This is a genomic window from Streptomyces sp. HUAS MS02 (assembly GCF_055702265.1).
The window spans coordinates 9,375,651-9,391,977 of record NZ_CM146747.1 but is presented as its reverse complement, the minus strand read 5'-3'; the positions used below and the strand labels follow the sequence as shown (position 1 = coordinate 9,391,977).

The following is a 16,327-nucleotide window of genomic DNA, read 5'->3' as shown; positions in this document are numbered from 1 at the left end:
ACGTGTGATCTTCCGGTCCCGAAGATGTGATCTTTGGGACCCGGGCCGGGGAGAATCACCCCATGACCACGTCACCGCACCCTCTCGTCGTCCAGGCGCGCGGACTCGCCGCCGAGGTCCTCGCGCCCCAGGCGGAGCGCGTCGACCAGGAGGGCGTGCCCGCGAGCACCATCCAGGCGATCAAGCGGTCCGGGCTGCTCGGGGTGAGCGCGCCGGTGGCGTACGGCGGGGCGGGCGCGCCCGGCTCGGTGGCGCGGGAGACCGCCGAGATCCTGGCCGGGGCCTGCTGCTCCACCTGGTTCGTGCAGACCCAGCACCACACACCCGTCCTGACCCTCGCGAAGTGCGAACTCCCGGCCCGGGAGAACCTGTTGGGGAAACTGGCCACCGGCGAGCTGCTGTCCGGCGTCGCGTACGCGCATCTGCGGCGCTATCCGCAGGTCCCTGTCCGGGCGGTGCCCCGGCGTGGCGGCTGGCGGTTCCACGGCACGGTCCCCTGGTACACCGGCTGGGGGCTCAACGACGTGATGCTGCTGGCCGGCGTCACGGACGCGGACGAGGTGGTGTTCGCGTTCACACAGGCCCGTCCGCAGACCGGGCTGCGGGCCTCCGCGCCCATGCGGCTCGCGGCGCTCACCGCCGCCCGTACGGTCTCGCTCCAGCTCGACGGGTTGTGGGTCCCCGACGACGCCGTGGCCCTGCACGCGCCGTACGAGTCGTGGGCCGCGAGCGACCGCCCCAAGCCGACGAACGCCTCGCCGGCGGTGTTCGGGGTCGCCGAGTCGGCCCTCGGCCTGCTCGACCAGGACGACCCCGCGACCAAGGCGCTCCGGCTGCGGCTCGACAAGGTGCGGCGGCAGGCGTACGCGCTCGCCGACCATCCGGCGCCGCACGAGCACATGGAGGAGCGGCTGGCCCTCAAGACGAAGGCGTTCGACCTGATGCGCACGGCGACGACCGCGGCGGTCGTCGCCGGTGGCGGACGCGCCATCGACCTGGACAGCCGCGCCCAGCGCCTGGCCCGCGAGGCGATGTTCCTCCTGGTGCAGGGCCAGACCCCCGAGGTTCGCCGCGCCCACCTCGCCTCGCTGTCGGCGGCGTACTGAACCGGGCCGGGTCCGCGCGACGCGTCAGCTCGCGAACGGCACCTGCGCCGTGGGCACCGCCGGCCCCACGACGGGATGGCGCCACAGGCCCTGGGCGGCGAGGCGGGGCAGGACGCCCTCGCCGAACCAGTACGCCTCCTCCAGGTGCGGGTAGCCGGAGAGCACGAACTCGTCGATGCCGAGGGCGTGGTACTCCTTGATCCGCTCGGCGACGTCGTCGTGGCTGCCGACCAGGGCGGTGCCCGCCCCGCCGCGCACCAGGCCGATGCCCGCCCAGAGGTTGGGGTGGATCTCCAGGCCGTCGCGGCTGCCGCCGTGCAGGGCCAGCATGCGCCGCTGCCCCTCGGACTCGCTGCGGGCGAGTCCGGCCTGCACGGACCGTACGGTCTCGGGGTCGAAGCCGTCGAGCAGCCGGTTCGCCTCCGCCCACGCCTGCGCGGCGGTGTCGCGGGTGATGACGTGCAGCCGGATCCCGAAGCGGAGCGTGCGGCCCTCCTTCGCCGCCAGCCCCTTGATCCAGGCGATCTTCTCGGCGACCCGGGCCGGCGTCTCGCCCCAGGTGAGGTAGACGTCGACGTGCCGGGCGGCGATCTCCCCGGCGATCGGCGAGGAGCCGCCGAAGTACACCTCGGGCACCGGGTCGGGCAGCCGGGCCAGCCTCGCGTCCTCGACCCGGAGGTGCTCGCCGCTCAGGTCGACGGTCTTGCCCTCCCACAACCCCCGCACGACCTCCAGGAATTCGCCGGTACGGCGGTACCGGTCGTCCTTGTCGAGGAAGTCGCCGTAGGCCCGCTGTTCGTGGCTCTCGCCGCCGGTGACGACGTTGAGGAGGAGCCGTCCGCCGGTCTGCCGCTGGAAGGTGGAGGCCATCTGGGCAGCGAGCGTGGGCGAGACGAAGCCGGGGCGGAACGCGACCAGGAACTTCAGGCGTTCGGTGTGTTGGGCCACCATCGCGGTGGTCAGCCAGGCGTCCTCGCACCAGGCACCGGTGGGGGTCAGCGCGCCGACGAAGCCGAGGTCCTCGGCGGCGCGGGCGATCTGGCTCAGATAGCCGACCGTCGGCGGCCGGTCCCGCCCGGACTCGGTGGCGGGGGTGCCGTGACCTCCGCCGACGACATGGCGGCTGTCGCCGTTGGTGGGCAGGAACCAGTGGAAGGTGAGGGACACGGGGGTCTCCTGTCTGAGGGGTCGCTAGAGGAGGCCGTGGCGGGGCGGGCGGGTGCCGTTCAGCGCGTACCGGCCGATGTGCTGCAGCTTCCAGCGGGTCGGATCGTGCAGGGTGTGGGTGCGGGCGTCCCGCCAATGCCGGTGCAGATTGAGCGAGTTGAGTGCCGCACGGGTGCCGGACACCTCGAACAGAGCACTCGCCACCTCCAGGGCGGCCTGGGCCGCCTGCACCTTGGCGGCCGCCACGGCGATGGACGCCTCGGCCGCCGAGTCGTCCGTCAGGGCGTCACCCGCCTTGTCCACCGCCCGCGCGGCCTCCCGCAGCAGTGCCTCCGACGCCCGCACCTGGAGAGCGAGTTCACCGAACCGCTGGACGAGCAGCGGATCCTCGGCCGCCGTCTCGACACCGCTCTCGAACCACGGCCTGCTCTTCGTCCGCACGAACGCCGCCGCCTCCGCGAGGGCTCCCCCGGCGATACCGGCGTCGATGGCGGCGTGCAGCAACTGGGCCATGGCGCCGTGCAGTTGGGGGCCCTCAAAGGTGAGGTGATGCGGCAGGATCCGGTCGCCCGGCACCCGTACCCGCTCCAGGCGCACGGTGCCGCTGGCCGTCGTGCGCTGGCCGAGGCCGTCCCAGTCGTCGATCACCGTGACGCCGGGGGCGTCCCGGGGCACGAAGGCGACGTGGAGCGCGTCCCGCTCGGCGCGGGCCAGCACCGGGATCCAGTCGGCGAACAGGGCGCCCGTCGCGTAGTGCTTGACCCCGTCGAGGAGGTGGGAACCGTCCGGCCGTGGTTCCAGCCGGGTGCGGATGTCCTGGACGTGCCGGGTGCCCGCCTCGGACTGGGCGTTGCCGAAGCGGCGCCCGGCGAGGAGCTCGCCGAAGAAGAACTCCCGCTGCCTTGCGGTGCCCTGACGGCGCAGCACATTGACGTAGGCGAAGTGGCTCTGCGGGATCTGGGCGAGGCTCGCGTCCGCGGAGGCGAGGAGACGGAAGATCTCCGCGAGGGTCTCCTGGCTCACGTCCGCTCCGCCGTACGCGGCAGGCACGGTGACGGCGAGCAGCCCGGAGGCGGACAGCCGGTCCACCTCCGCGCGCGGCAGGCGCCGTTCGGCGTCCCGCTCCGAGGCCCCGGGCCGGAACTCCTGGGCGAGAGCGGCGGCGACGGCCAGCGCCTCGGTGTCGTCGGCGATGACCTTCGCGGCCGGGGGTCCGCCGAGGACGTCCGTGAAGGTGTCGGTGGGGATGTCGGTCATGGGGTCAGCTCGCCGCGGCCAGTACCGGTGCCGGCCCCAGCGCGGTCAGGAACTGGTCGACCACCTGGCCGAGGGCCTCGGCGGTGGCCGGGGCGACCGTGACCTTGCCGTCCTCCCCCACGGTGATGTCCTTGTCGAGGGTGAACCAGCCGGGGACGATGTGCCGGGCGCCCATGGAGCTGAGGACCGGCCGCAGGGCGTAGTCGAGGGCGAGGACGTGGGCGGTGGTGCCGCCGGTGGCCAGGGGCAGCACCGTCTTGCCGGTGAGGGCGTACTGCGGGAGCAGGTCCAGCAGGGCCTTGAGGACCCCGGAGTACGCGGCCTTGTAGACGGGGGTGGCGACGACGACGCCGTCGGCCCGCGCGAAGAGTTCGGTGGCCTCGACGATGGCGGGGTGGTTGAAGTCCGCGCCCAGCAGGGCCTGGGCGGGGACGGTGCGGATGTCGAGCGGCACGACCTCGTGGCCCTGGGCGATCAGACGGGCGTCCAGGTGGCGCAGGAGCTTCGCGGTGCGGGAGGAGACGGAAGGGCTGCCGGAGACGGACAGGACGGTGGCCATGGATCCTCTTTCTGGGGACCCGGGGTGCCCGTGTGGACGGGCACCCCGGAGGGGAGCGGTCAGGAGTACCAGGTGGGTTCGGGCAGTTCGCCTTCGAGGACCCAGCGGCCGACCTCGCGGCGCTTGTAGGCGACGGGGTCGTGCAGGGTGTGGGTGCGGATGTCGCGCCAGAAGCGGTCGAGGCCCTCGGAGGTGGCGGTGGAGCGGGCGCCGGTCACCTCGAAGACGCGCGTCGCGATCTCCAGGGCCACATCGGTGGCACGGGCCTTCACCGCGGCAACCCGGACCTCGAAGTCACCGCGTGCCTGCTCGGTGACGGCGTCGGGGTCGTCGTGCAGCCGCTGCCCCTCGACGGCGACGGTGTCGGCGAGGGCCTCGACCGCCCAGAGCTTCGCGGTCAGATCACCGTAGACGTCGATGACGTACGGCTCGTCGACCGCCCGCTCGTGACCGCCGTGCAGCCAGGAACGGGACTTGGTGCGGGTGTAGGTCGCCGCCGTCTCCAGCGCGCCGGCCGCGATGCCGAGGTAGAAGTTGACGAAGACGAGCTGGATGGTGGGGACGTTGAGGGTGTTGTACGTGCGCGGCCGGAACTCCTTGTCGACGTACCCGGCGGCGGAGGACCACGGCGTGCGGACGCTGTCGAGGGTGACCCCGCCGCTCTCGGTGAGCCGCTGGCCGATGTTGTCCCAGTCGTCGTGGAAGGTCAGGCCGTCGCTGTCGGAGGGGACGATCGCGAAGACGTGGTTGTCGGTGCCCTCCAGGACCCCTTCGAGGACGGTGACGTCGGAGACCTTGCTGCCGGTGGAGAAGGACTTGCGGCCGGTGAAGACGAGATCGTCGCCGTCCTCGGTGACCACGACGTCCCGGTCGCGCGGGTTGACGGCGCCGCCGAAGAACCAGCGGTTCCGGGCGGCCTCGGCCTCGACGTGCTCCCACTGTTCGCGGGTGCCGACCAGACGGGCGGCCCAGTTCCAGAGGTAGTGGTAGCCGAGGAGCTGACCGACGGACCCGTCGGCCTTGGCGACCTCGCGGACGACGTGGTAGGCGGTGGGCCAGTCCTGGCCCCCGCCGCCGTGCTCGGTGGGACCGAGCAGGGTGACCAGGCCGGAGTCCTTGAGCAGGCGGACCTCGTCGTACGGGGTGGCCCCGGCGCGTTCGCGCCTGGCGGCGTCGGTGGCGAGGACGGCGGCGACCTCACCGGCGCGGGCGATCCACTCCCGGGCGGTCTTCGGGGCGGGGCCGGTCTTCCAGTCGATGGGGGTGGCGGTGCTCATCTCGTTGGCCTCCTCAGACCTGGGTGGGGACGGACTCGGGGAGCTGGGCCTCCAGTTCGCGCACCAGCGGCAGCACCCGCCGGCCGAAGTACTCGACCTCCTCGTGGTAGTGCAGGAAGCCGAGGAGGAAGAGGTCGACGCCGAGTCGCTTGTAGGCGACGATCCGCTCGGCGATCTGCTCGGGGGTGCCGATGAGGCCGGTGCGGAAGCCGTCGTTGTACTGGATGAGGTCCTCGAAGCCGGAGTCCTGCCACATGCCCTTCCGGTCGCCCGTGGACTGTCCCGCCTGCTTCACCGCCGCGCCGAATCCCTCGACGGCCTCGGTGTCGGCCTTGGCGACGATCTCCCGCAGGGTGTCGCGGGCCTCGGCCTCGGTGTCGCGGGCGATGAGGAAGCCGTTGAGGCCGAATTTGGGCGCAGTACGGCCTGCCTCGGCGGCGGATTTGCGGACGTCCTCGATCTGCTCGACGACCCCGTCGAAGTCCTTGCCGTTGGAGAAGTACCAGTCGGAGACCCGGCCGGCCATGGCGCGGGCGGCGGTGGAGTTGCCGCCCTGGAAGATCTCGGGGTGGGGTCGCTCGGGGGTGTTGAGGGGTTTGGGCTTGAGCGAGAAGTCGCGCAACCGGTAGAAGTCTCCGGCGAGTTCGGCGTGGTCCTCGGTCCAGATCCGGCGCAGCGCGGTGATGAACTCCTCGGAGCGGCGGTACCGCTCGTCGTGTTCGAGCCAGGGCTCGCCCAGGGCGGTGAACTCGCCCTTGAACCAGCCCGACACGACGTTGACGGCGAAGCGGCCGTTGGACAGGTGGTCGGCGGTCGCGCCGAACTTGGCGAGCACACCGGGGTGCCACAGACCGGGATGGACGGCGGCGATGACCTTCAGCCGCTCGGTGGCGAGCAGCAGGGCGAGGCTGAAGCCGGTGGACTCGTGCTGGTACTCGGCGCCGTAGCTGGCCATGTAGCGGACCTGGCTGAGGGCGTACTCGAAGCCGTTGTTCTCGGCGAGGACGGCGAGTTGGCGGTTGTAGTCGTACCCCCAGTCGGTGCGCTGCTCGATCTTGCTGGTGACGAGTCCCCCGCTGACGTTGGGGACCCAGTAGGCGAATTTCACGGGCGCGGCGGGCATGCGGAACTCCTGTCGCGGAATGTTTTCGGGCACGCTGAATTCAGGGGGCGCACGGAAATACCGTGAACACGCGGACGCCGCACGGGGTGGGCGGGCGCGATGAATTCAGCGGGGAATGCGGAAAAGCGCGGCGGATCGTGGAGGTTGATCAGGCCGCGGCGCGACAGGAGGCGCTGGAGACGCGCGCGAGGTCGACATGGCGTCGCCGCGTGAGGTCCAGTCGCATCTTCATGCCCTCGATCGTGGCAGCCGCCGTCGACGGCCGTCAAGGAGAACCCGACCGGTCTCGTATCCCGGACCATTGAATTTCACGAAGGTGTGACAGGGAAACCCTTGAACGCGCCGGAAATCGGCACGCATTCTGCTGCCGTGCGAACGGAACAGCTGGAATACATCACGGCGGTGACCAGGCTCGGTTCGTTGCGCCGGGCCGCCGACGAACTACGGCTCTCCCAGCCCGCGTTGAGCGAGACCGTACGGAATCTGGAGCGTGAACTCGGGGTCGATCTGCTGGAGCGCAAGCGGTCCGGAGCGACGATGAGCGCCTCGGGCCGGGAGCTGCTGCCGCACATCATCGGGGTGCTGGACGCTGTGGACCGGCTGCGGGCCGCGGCGGGCGAGCAGCACCGCATCAGCCGTATGGTCCGCCTGGGCACGGTCAACGCGGCGACCGTGCCACTGCTCATCCCGGTGATCCGTGACTTCCGCGCCGACCACCCGCTGACCCAGGTCGAGGTGGTCGGGGCCCAGCAGACCGACATCCAACGGGCGTTGCTGGAGGGGTCGTTCGACCTCGGGCTCGTCAATCACCTCGACGGTGACGACGTACCGGCCGCGTTCGAGACCACCGAACTGCTGCGGGGCCGGCCGGTGGTGGTCCTCCGGCCGGACAGCCCGCTGGCGGGCCGGGCGGCGGTGTCGGTGGACGACCTGCTCGCCGTGCCGCTGATCGGGATGCGCTCCGGGTACGTCATGCACCGCTACGTCCACCGGCTCCTCGACGGCCGCGACCCCGCCTTCGCGTACTCCACCGACGGCGCCGAGATGGGCAAACTGATGGTCGCGGAAGGGCTCGGCGCGACCGTCCTGCCGGACTTCAGCGTGATCGGCGACCCGCTGGAACGGTGCGGCGCCCTTGTCCACCGGCCGATCGCCGACGACACGACGCGGGTGCTGCTGATGCTCCAGCGCCGCAGAGCGGACTCCGTACCGCAGGGGGCGCGGGATCTGCACGAGGCGTTCGTCCGGAGGGCGCGGACGCTGGGCGCCCGGGCCAGCTCATGACCCGGCCCGGGGCGGGCTCATGACCCGCCCGGGCGCGATCCAGTCTCACCGGCCGGCGTGGTGACCCGCCTCGTCGCGGTCCGCGGACTCGCCGTCCTCGGGCGTCCTGCCGTCGTCGGGCGTCCTGCCTCCGTCGGTCGTACCCCCGTCGACGGTCGTCCCGCCACCGTCGGCCGCCTCGCCGGAGCCCACCCTCCCCGGCCACCAGGCCAGCTCCCCGATGTCCCGCACCAGTGCCGGCACCAGCAGCGAGCGCACCACGAGGGTGTCCAGGAGGACGCCGAAGGCCACGATGAAGGCGATCTGGGCGAGGAAGGCCAGGGGGATCACGCCCAGCGCGGCGAAGGTCGCCGCCAGGACCAGGCCCGCGGAGGTGATGACCCCGCCCGTGCTGACCAGCCCGCGCAGCACGCCCTGGCGTACGCCGTGCCGCAGTGACTCCTCGCGGACCCGGGACATGAGGAAGATGTTGTAGTCGACGCCCAGTGCCACCAGGAACACGAACCCGTAGAGCGGGACGGACGGGTCGGTCCCGGTGAAGCCGAACAGGTGCTTGAAGACGAGGGCGGAGACGCCCAGCGTGGCGAGGAAGTTCAGGGCCACCGTGGCGACCAGCAGCACCGGCAGCAGCAGCGAGCGCAGCAGGCCGATCAGGATGAGGAGGATGACGGCGAGGACGACCGGGACGATGAGCGTGCGGTCGCGTTCGGCGGTGCGCAGGGTGTCGTACTGCTGTGCGGTGTAGCCGCCGACGAGGGCGTCCGCGCCGGGCACGGCGTGCAGGGCCGTCCGCAGCCGGGCCACCGTCCGCTTCGCGGCGTCGCTGTCCGCGGCGGCGTCGAGGGTGACGTCGACGCGAACCCGACCGTCGACGACCAGCGGCTCGCCGCCGGGGCGGCCGGACCCGCCGACGGCCGTCGCCGCGGCGACGCCGTCGGTGTCGCGGGCGGCGACGAGCACGCGCTCCAGCCGGTCCGCGTCCGCCACGACCACGGCGGGGTTGCCGGAGCCCGCGGGGAAGTGCTCGCCGAGCGTCTTCTGGGCGGCGACGGAGGGGGCGCCGCCCACGAAGGTCTCGTCGAGGGGGACGCCCTTGGAGGTGAGGGTCGGGGCGAAGGCGGCGCCGGCGAGGAGGACGACCAGGGTCACGGCCCACACCCGGCGCGGCGCGCGGTCGACGAGGTCCGCGACCCGCAGCCACACCCCCTCGCCGCGGCGCGCGGCGGCCGTGCGGGCGCCCGGCCGGGCGGGCCAGTAGGCGGCGCGGCCGAGGGCGACCAGGACGGCGGGCAGGAAGGTGAGCGTGGCGAGGACGGCGCAGCCGATGCCGATGGCGCCGACCGGCCCGAGCGCCCGGTTGTTGGTGAGGTCGCTGAGCAACAGGGCGAGCAGGCCGAGCGCGACGGTCGCGGCACTGGCCACGATCGCGCCCCAGGACTGCCGCAGCGCGGCCCGCATGGCCGTGAACCGGTCGGCGCGGTCGGCGAGTTCCTCACGGAAGCGGGCGGTGAGGAGCAGGGCGTAGTCGGTGGCGGCGCCGATGACGAGGATGGACAGGATGCCCTGGACCTGCCCGTCGACGCGGACCACGCCCCGGTCGGCGAGGGCGTACACGACCGCGCAGGCGAGGCCCAGGGCGAACACCGCGCCGAGGATGATCACCAGGGGGAGCAGCACGCTGCGGTAGACGAGCAGCAGGATCACCAGCACGGTCAGGAGCGCCACGGCGAGCAGCAGGCCGTCGATGCCGGCGAAGGCCTCGGACAGGTCCGCCTGGCTCGCGGCGGGACCTGCCAGGTGGACGGTGGTGCCGGGCAGGCGTTCGGCGGCGGCACGGATCCGGTCGAGGGTCTCGGGCAGCCTGTCGCCGAGGTCGGGCCTGAGCGGGACCACTGCCCGCATCGCCTCGCCGTCCTCCGAGAGGAGGGCGGGCGAGACCTCTCCCGTGACCCCGGGGATGTCGGCGAGGGAGGCGAGCACGCGGTCGGCCGAGGCGCGCCGCTCCGCGAGGCCGTCGCCCGTCCACACGACGACCGCCGGCAGCGTCTCGTCCTGCCGGAAGGCCCGCTGGGCGGAGACGACCTCGGTGGATTCGGCGCTGTGCGGCAGGAACGCGGCCTGGTCATTGGTGGCTACCTCGCCGAGACGTCCGGCGTACGGGCCGAGGACTCCTCCGACGACGAGCCAGACGACGATCAGCAGGAAGGGGACGAGCCGACGGGCGCGTCGCGGGGTGGGGGACATGGTGCTCCAGAGTCCGGGCGGTGTTGCCTCGACGAATGACCCAAACAGATGACTCAACGAAAAACAATCTCAATCATTGAGTTACTTCGCGGCCTGATCGTAGAGGCACCGGCGGTCGCCCGGTTCAGCAGGGGGTGGTCGGCCCGGCGGGGGCCGGTTCAGTGGGAGTGCTCGGCGCCCGCGCCCAGCTCCTCGTTCATCGCCGCGAGGAAGCGCAGGACGACGGCCAGTTCCTCGGCGGTGAACCGGGAACGCGCGGCCTCGGTCGCCGCCGCGAGGGGCCGGAAGTAGGTGCGGGCCGCCCCTCGCGCGTCGGCCGCGTAGTACAGGTGGACCACCCGGCGGTCGGCACTCTCCCGGACCCGGCGGACGTGCCCGGCGCGCTCCAGCCGATCCACACACGCCGTGACCGCGCCGGAGGTCAGCCCGAGGTGTTCACGCAGCCGCTTCGGCGTCATGGGCGCCTCCGCGTCCAGGATCGCCGCGAGCGCCTGGACGTCCGTCGCGTGCAGTCCGTGGTCGCCCGCGAAGGCGTGCACCAGCCGGTTGATCTCGCCGTTCATCCGGCGCAGCGCCACGGCGAAGGCGTGCAGGTCGGTCGGCGCCCCGGAGGCGGCGCCCCCGTCGTTCCCCGGCTGCCGAGCGGGATCGTTCACTGTGGCCACGCGGTCAGCGTAGTCGCCGTACCGATCACCCGAACGCGCGGCGATGCCCCCGGGCGCATCCGTGTCGGCCGTCGCGGTGGAAGTGATGTCGAGGGCCGCGACGCCGGACGCGGGGCGCGCGACCGCGCTCCGGTGGGGCGCGCCCCCGCGACGCAGTCGTGCGCGGCGGCACGGCCGTGAGCGCCCGATCCGTATCCATCCAATCCATCCGATCCGCCTGATCCGTCCAATCCATCCGATTCCACCCGATCCATTCGATCCATCCGATGCGCCCAACCCGTTCGATCCTCTTCCTCTCCCGCTTCCCTTCTCCGGAGCCCGTCCATGAACGTCTCGGTCGTCCTGTTCACCTCCGATCTGCGGCTGCACGACCATCCGCCGCTGCGCGCGGCGCTCGACGGATCGCGGCAGGTGGTCCCGCTGTTCGTGCGCGACCGGGCCGTGGCCGCGGCCGGGTTCGCCGTGCCCAACCGGCTCGCGTTCCTCGCCGACTGTCTGCGTGACCTCGACGCGGGACTGCGTGAGCGGGGTGGCCGGCTGGTGGTGCGTTCCGGCGACGTGGTGGAGGAGGTGTGCAAGGTGGCCGCCGAGGCGGACGCCGACGAGGTGCATCTGGCGGCCGACGCCGGCGCGTACGCCCAGCGGCGCGAGGAGCGGCTGCGGCGCGCCCTGGAGGCCGAGGGCGTACGGCTGCACGTGCACGAGACGGTGACGACCGCCGTGGATCCCGGGGCGGTGACTCCGGCCTCGTCGGACCACTTCTCGGTGTTCACGCCGTACTTCCGGCACTGGTCCCGGCAGCGGCTGCGCGACCCGCTGGCCGCGCCGCGGACGGTACGGGTGCCGCAGGGGATCGGTTCGGAGGAACCGCCCTCGCGGGCGGAACTGTCCGGCCTGTCGCCGGAGCTGGCGGCCGGCGGTGAGACGGAGGGCCGCGCGCGGGTCACCGCCTGGCTGCGGTCCGGCATCGCGGCGTACGAGGACCGGCACGACGACCTGGCGGGCGACGCGACCTCGCGGCTCTCACCGCATCTGCACTTCGGCACCCTCTCCCCCGTCGAACTGGTCCACCGGGCGCGCGGGGCGGGCGGCCCGGGTGCCGAGGCGTTCGTACGGCAGCTCGCGTGGCGGGACTTCAACCGTCAGGTGCTGGCCGTGCGGCCGGCGGCGGCGTCCGTGGACTACCGGGCCCGGCACGACCGTTGGCGATCCGCTCCGGACGAGGTCGAGGCGTGGCGGGAGGGCCGCACCGGGTATCCGGTGGTCGACGCGGCCATGCGCCAGCTGCGCCACGAGGGCTGGATGCACAACCGCGGCCGTCTGCTGACCGCGAGCTTCCTGGCCAAGACGCTGTACGTCGACTGGCGTGTGGGCGCCCGGCACTTCCTGGATCTTCTCGTCGACGGCGACGTGGCCAACAACCAGCTCAACTGGCAGTGGGTCGCGGGGACCGGCACGGACACCCGCCCCAACCGGATCCTCAACCCGGTCACCCAGGCGAAGCGGTACGACCCGGAGGGGGAGTACGTACGGCGCTGGGTGCCCGAGCTGGCGGACGTCGCGGGGCCGGCGGTGCACGAGCCGTGGAAGCTGCTCGGGTTGGACCGTGCGGCGCTGGACTATCCGGAGCCGATCGTGGAGTTGGCCGAGGGACGGGAACGGTTCCTCCGGGGACGCGCATCCTGACGCCGCGGATCACGAGGCTCCGCTTCCCGAGCCTCCGGATCACGAGCGCCCGGATCACGAGACGTCGGCTCCCGAGGCTCCGGCTCCCGGCGCTCCGGATCGGCCGCTCCGGCGCCGGAGGACCGCCGCTCCGGCCGGTCCACCTGTCCCCGCAGCCCCGACAGCACCTCCACCGCGTCGCCCAGCGAGGACGGCCGGACAGTGCCGGGCGCGGGGTGCCCGTACCAGCCGGGGCCGCCCAGCACGACGAGCGGCTGCCGTCGGGCGCCCTTCACGCCCCAGCGCGCGGCGGCGACATGACGGGCGAGGGGCAGGCTCGCCGTGGAGCGGGCCTGGGCCCACAGGACGACCGCCACCGGGCCGAGCCGGTCGACCGCCGAGGTGAGCGCCTCGGCGGGGACGGCCGCGCCGAACATCCTGGTGGGCAGGCCGAGTTCGCCGAGGGCGGCGTTGAGGGCCTCCAGCGGGAGGGTGTGCTGCTCGCCGGGCACGCAGGCGAGCACGACCGGTCCGGGCGCGGTGGTGTCGTGCCGAGGCGCGGGCGGCCGGGTGTGGCGGCGCAGAGTGGTGGAGACGTGCCAGGACAGCAGATGCTCGACCTCGACGTAGCGGTCCCCGGAGGAGGCCCATTTGCGGCCCACCGCGTGCAGGGTCGGCACCATCACCTCCTGCCAGGCGACCGTCAGCCCGTACCGTTCGACGGCCTCGGCCAGCTGCTCCTCCACCGCCGGGGCGTCGAGGCGTACGGCGGCGCGGGCGAGGCCCCGGCACTCCCTGCGGAGGTCCCCCGGGGCGGGCGGGCCGGCGGCGCGGGACGGCCGGGGCCGCCCGCCGTCCGGCGTCCGGGTACGTTCGGGGTCTTCCTCCGCACTGCGGCCCCCGGCCCCCTCCTTCGCCGCGCGGGCCGCCTCGGCCGGTGGCACCCCCGCCGCGGTGAGCCGGCACATCGCCTCGACGACCGTCACGTCCCGCGGGCTCCAGCGCCGGTGCCGGCCGTCGGCGCGCACCGCGGGCCCGATGCCGTAGCGGCGGTCCCAGGAACGCAAGGTGGTCGGCGACACGCCCAGCCTGCGGGCGAGGGCCCCGCTGGTGAGTCCCGGATCGGCAGGGTTTTCCTCCCCGTATGCACCCATGCGGGCGACTATACGATGCAGAAGCGGTGCGAACTGAAGCCCGATACGGCGAGATCGCCGCCCCTGCATCCGAAGGGCCGGTTCCCACGGAAGTGGTGAACGGGCGGGGCCGAACGACCGGGCCACTGCCGGTCGAGGGCGCGGCCCCGTCCAGGCCCGTCCCCGAGGTGCGGTCGGCGCCCCTCGGGGACGGCCGTCATCCCCATGGTCCACTCCGTCCCGACCACTACACATAAAGGCAAAATAAGCGCAGAATGAACGTACGCGGCGCTTACCGCATACCCCACCAGACGCGGTCAGGCCTGCGGAGTTCAAAGGAGTCGACTCATGGCCAACCTCTCACACAGGAGTGACATCTCCAGTCACCCCGACGCACCCGAAATGCAGGCCCGGTACGCCCGCATGCTCGGCGGTCGCGACGTGGCGCTCGTGGACGGACCGGTGTTCCTGCTCGGTCTGTACTGCGCCGTGTCCCCGTGGATACTCCACTTCACCACGAGCCAGCCCGCGCTCGTGCCCCACAACCTCATCGTGGGCATCGCGATCGGACTGCTGGCCCTCGGCTTCACCGCCGCGCCGGAGAGGATGTACGGCCTGAGCTGGGCCATGGGCGTGCTGGGCGTGTGGATGATCATCTCGCCATGGATCGTGGGCGAGAGCCCGGACGCCGGTGTCGTGGTCAACAACATCATCATCGGCTGCCTGACCCTGCTGCTGGGCCTGATGTGCGCCGGCGTCGCGGCCAAGGGCGGCACCCGAGGGGGCCGCACCCCGTAGGGGTGACCAGAACGCCCGCGAGGGGTAACGGCGGCCGATCCGCTCAGGCGGACCGGCCGTCGCCGTTCACCCTCGGGCCGGCACCTTCCACGGCTCCTGCGGCAGGACACGGCCGGTCTCCAGCAGCGACTTGAGGTTGGACAGCACCGCGGGCCAGCCGAAGGACACCTCGGCGAGCGCGCCCTCGTCCTGCAGATCCTCGTGGGTCACGGTGAGCCGCACGATGTCGGCGTGCGGCTCGATGTCGAAGGTGACCCGTGAGCAGGTCTCCTCCTTGCCCTCGTTCTCCGGGGAGGCCCAGGTGGTGACCAGCCGGGTCGGGGGCTCGCTCACCACGACCGTGCCGACGACGTCCTCGACACCGGAGCCGTCGGTGCGGACATGGGCCCAGCGCGAGCCCTGCCGCCAGTCCGACTCGTTGCGGTGCCCCCAGTAGTCGGCGGTCAGATCGGCACTGGTCAGTGCCTCCCAGACCTGCTCGGGCGTGCTCGCGATGTAGGTGACGTACACGAATGCGGGCTTGTCGGTCATGGCTTCCTCGGCTCGTCGTTTCACGGCACCGAGCGCTCTCAGCCGGGGGCGCTCGAACTTGTCGATCCACCGCTCCTGCATCTCGTGGAGCGGGACCGGATTGAGGTAGTGCAGCTTCTCCCGCCCCCGCCGCACCGTGCTGACCAGGTTGGCGGCCTCCAGGACGCCCAGGTGCTGCGTCACCGACTGCCGCGCCATGTCGATCCGCGCGCACAGCTCACCCAGGGTCTGGCCGTTGTGTTCGTGCAGCCGGTCCAGCAGCTTCCTGCGGGTCTCGTCGGCCAGCGCCTTGAAGACCTTGTCCATACCGGGATCGCTCTCTGATCGCACACCCCACGTTATGCAGGTAATTACCTGCATGTCAATCGTCGAGGGCCACCGCACACTGTCGCCGTGAGCCGAACCTTCAGCGCCCTGGTGACCTCGGGTTCGGACCTGCTGGGCGTCACCGGCCCCTTCCCCGTCGACGTCCGTAAGCTGTGCGCTACCAAGAGGTCCTCGACGGCATCGTGCCCTCGGAACGGCCGTACCACGAGGGCGACCCGGCGGCGGTGATCCGCAGGGCCCTGCACTGCCAGAGGCATCCCAGCCTCGGCTTCACGGAGATGGTGGACCAGATGGATCGTGCCGAGGTGCTGCTCATCGGCGGCCGGGCCGGGGTCGGCAAGTCGACCGTGGGCTGGGAGATCTCCGACCGGCTGCGGGTCGCCGAGGTCCCGCACGCCCTCATCGAGGGCGATTTCATGGGGCAGGTGCACCCGGCGCCCGCGGACGATCCGCAGCGCGCCGCGATCGTGGAGCGCAACCTCACCGCCGTGTGGGGCAACTACGCGGCCCTCGGTCACCGCCGGCTCGTCTACACGAACACCCTGAGCGTGCTCTCCGGGACGGCGGACACGTTCCGGCGGGCCATGGGCGCCGACGTCCGGATCATGCGGGTGCTCCTGACCGCCTCGGACGAGACGACCGAGCGACGGCTCCGGGGGCGGGAGATCGGCTCCGAGCTGGAGCGGGAGCTGACCGGCAGCGCGCGCAAGGCACGACTGCTGGACGAACGGGCGCCGGCGGACACCGTCCGCGTCCCGACGGACGGGCGCACCGTCATGGACATCGCGGCGGAGGCGCTCGCCGTCACGGGATGGGTGCCGGGCCCGTGAAGAAGGTGAAACGGAAACGGACTGCACTCGCGTTCGAAGGGCACTCGCACGGTTGCGGGGATCCCGACGACAAGGGGCGGAGTTCATATGGAGATCGACGGCATCATCAGCGCCATCGTCATCGGCATTGTCATAGGCGTGCTCGGCCGGCTCGTCATACCGGGTCGGCAGCGCGTCGGCATCCTGCTGACGATCCTCGTGGGCATCGTCGCCGCGCTGATCGGCACTGCGATCGCGGCGGGGATCGGTGTGGCCGACACCGGCGGCGTCGACTGGATCGAGTGGCTGATCCAGATCGCCCTGGCGGCCCTGGGAATCGTGGCACTGGACCGCGGCCGGGCTCGCCGCTGAGCGGCCCGGG

16 protein-coding genes are annotated in these 16,327 nt (G+C 72.4%); 6 read left to right on the top strand and 10 right to left on the bottom strand.

The window, feature by feature from the left end:
- Window positions 1-62 precede the first annotated feature (62 nt).
- A complete protein-coding gene (locus tag ACZ9QC_RS40575; protein ID WP_472917690.1) occupies window positions 63-1,106 on the top strand; it encodes an acyl-CoA dehydrogenase family protein in 1,044 nt (347 codons plus the stop codon).
- Between the two features lie 24 nt (window positions 1,107-1,130).
- Here the strand turns inward: ACZ9QC_RS40575 and ACZ9QC_RS40570 are convergent, their stop codons facing one another.
- The 6 genes from ACZ9QC_RS40570 to ACZ9QC_RS40545 form a co-directional block, all read right to left on the bottom strand.
- On the bottom strand, window positions 1,131-2,273 hold the full coding sequence (locus tag ACZ9QC_RS40570) for an LLM class flavin-dependent oxidoreductase (RefSeq protein WP_472917689.1): 1,143 nt from the start codon (window positions 2,271-2,273) through the stop codon (window positions 1,131-1,133).
- Window positions 2,274-2,297: 24 nt separating this feature from the next.
- On the bottom strand, window positions 2,298-3,530 hold the full coding sequence (locus ACZ9QC_RS40565; RefSeq protein WP_472917688.1) for an SfnB family sulfur acquisition oxidoreductase: 1,233 nt from the start codon (window positions 3,528-3,530) through the stop codon (window positions 2,298-2,300).
- Between the two features lie 4 nt (window positions 3,531-3,534).
- Window positions 3,535-4,089 carry an NADPH-dependent FMN reductase gene (gene ssuE, locus ACZ9QC_RS40560; RefSeq protein ID WP_472917687.1) on the bottom strand — a complete coding sequence of 185 codons (555 nt, stop codon included), beginning with the start codon at window positions 4,087-4,089 and terminating at the stop codon, window positions 3,535-3,537.
- A gap of 59 nt (window positions 4,090-4,148) precedes the next feature.
- A complete protein-coding gene (locus ACZ9QC_RS40555) occupies window positions 4,149-5,366 on the bottom strand; it encodes an acyl-CoA dehydrogenase family protein (RefSeq protein ID WP_472917686.1) in 1,218 nt (405 codons plus the stop codon).
- A 13-nt stretch (window positions 5,367-5,379) separates the two neighbouring features.
- A complete protein-coding gene (gene sfnG, locus ACZ9QC_RS40550; RefSeq protein WP_472917685.1) occupies window positions 5,380-6,489 on the bottom strand; it encodes a dimethylsulfone monooxygenase SfnG in 1,110 nt (369 codons plus the stop codon).
- Window positions 6,490-6,637: 148 nt separating this feature from the next.
- Window positions 6,638-6,715 carry a putative leader peptide gene (locus tag ACZ9QC_RS40545; RefSeq protein WP_351405193.1) on the bottom strand — a complete coding sequence of 26 codons (78 nt, stop codon included), beginning with the start codon at window positions 6,713-6,715 and terminating at the stop codon, window positions 6,638-6,640.
- A 143-nt stretch (window positions 6,716-6,858) separates the two neighbouring features.
- Between ACZ9QC_RS40545 and ACZ9QC_RS40540 the strand changes: the two genes are divergently transcribed.
- On the top strand, window positions 6,859-7,773 hold the full coding sequence (locus tag ACZ9QC_RS40540) for a LysR family transcriptional regulator (protein WP_472917684.1): 915 nt from the start codon (window positions 6,859-6,861) through the stop codon (window positions 7,771-7,773).
- Between the two features lie 45 nt (window positions 7,774-7,818).
- Here the strand turns inward: ACZ9QC_RS40540 and ACZ9QC_RS40535 are convergent, their stop codons facing one another.
- Together ACZ9QC_RS40535 and ACZ9QC_RS40530 are read right to left on the bottom strand one after the other, a co-directional pair.
- The gene (locus tag ACZ9QC_RS40535; RefSeq protein WP_472917683.1) at window positions 7,819-10,017 is read right to left on the bottom strand and encodes an MMPL family transporter; all 2,199 of its coding nucleotides are present in this window, start codon (window positions 10,015-10,017) and stop codon (window positions 7,819-7,821) included.
- A gap of 158 nt (window positions 10,018-10,175) precedes the next feature.
- Complete coding sequence (locus ACZ9QC_RS40530; RefSeq protein ID WP_472921950.1) at window positions 10,176-10,673, bottom strand: MarR family winged helix-turn-helix transcriptional regulator; 498 nt, start codon at window positions 10,671-10,673, stop codon at window positions 10,176-10,178.
- A 333-nt stretch (window positions 10,674-11,006) separates the two neighbouring features.
- Here ACZ9QC_RS40530 and ACZ9QC_RS40525 point away from each other — a divergent pair, with 333 nt between their 5' ends.
- Entirely contained in the window at window positions 11,007-12,368 is a 1,362-nt protein-coding gene (locus ACZ9QC_RS40525) for a cryptochrome/photolyase family protein (RefSeq protein WP_472917682.1), read from the top strand.
- Here ACZ9QC_RS40525 and ACZ9QC_RS40520 read toward each other — a convergent pair.
- Window positions 12,302-13,501 carry a MerR family transcriptional regulator gene (locus ACZ9QC_RS40520; RefSeq protein WP_472917681.1) on the bottom strand — a complete coding sequence of 400 codons (1,200 nt, stop codon included), beginning with the start codon at window positions 13,499-13,501 and terminating at the stop codon, window positions 12,302-12,304. The two genes, ACZ9QC_RS40525 and ACZ9QC_RS40520, sit on opposite strands and share 67 nt — an antisense overlap.
- A gap of 327 nt (window positions 13,502-13,828) precedes the next feature.
- Between ACZ9QC_RS40520 and ACZ9QC_RS40515 the strand changes: the two genes are divergently transcribed.
- Window positions 13,829-14,278, top strand: coding sequence for an SPW repeat protein (locus ACZ9QC_RS40515; protein WP_472917680.1), 450 nt, complete (start codon window positions 13,829-13,831; stop codon window positions 14,276-14,278).
- A 66-nt stretch (window positions 14,279-14,344) separates the two neighbouring features.
- On the opposite strand, the gene ACZ9QC_RS40510 is transcribed toward ACZ9QC_RS40515, so the two are convergent.
- Window positions 14,345-15,115 (bottom strand): ArsR/SmtB family transcription factor, encoded by a 771-nt coding sequence (locus ACZ9QC_RS40510; protein ID WP_472921949.1) that lies wholly within the window; start codon window positions 15,113-15,115, stop codon window positions 14,345-14,347.
- 311 nt (window positions 15,116-15,426) lie between these two features.
- Between ACZ9QC_RS40510 and ACZ9QC_RS40505 the strand changes: the two genes are divergently transcribed.
- Window positions 15,427-15,966, top strand: coding sequence for a nucleoside/nucleotide kinase family protein (locus ACZ9QC_RS40505; protein WP_472921948.1), 540 nt, complete (start codon window positions 15,427-15,429; stop codon window positions 15,964-15,966).
- Between the two features lie 87 nt (window positions 15,967-16,053).
- On the top strand, window positions 16,054-16,317 hold the full coding sequence (locus ACZ9QC_RS40500) for a GlsB/YeaQ/YmgE family stress response membrane protein (RefSeq protein WP_472917679.1): 264 nt from the start codon (window positions 16,054-16,056) through the stop codon (window positions 16,315-16,317).
- Window positions 16,318-16,327 lie beyond the last annotated feature (10 nt).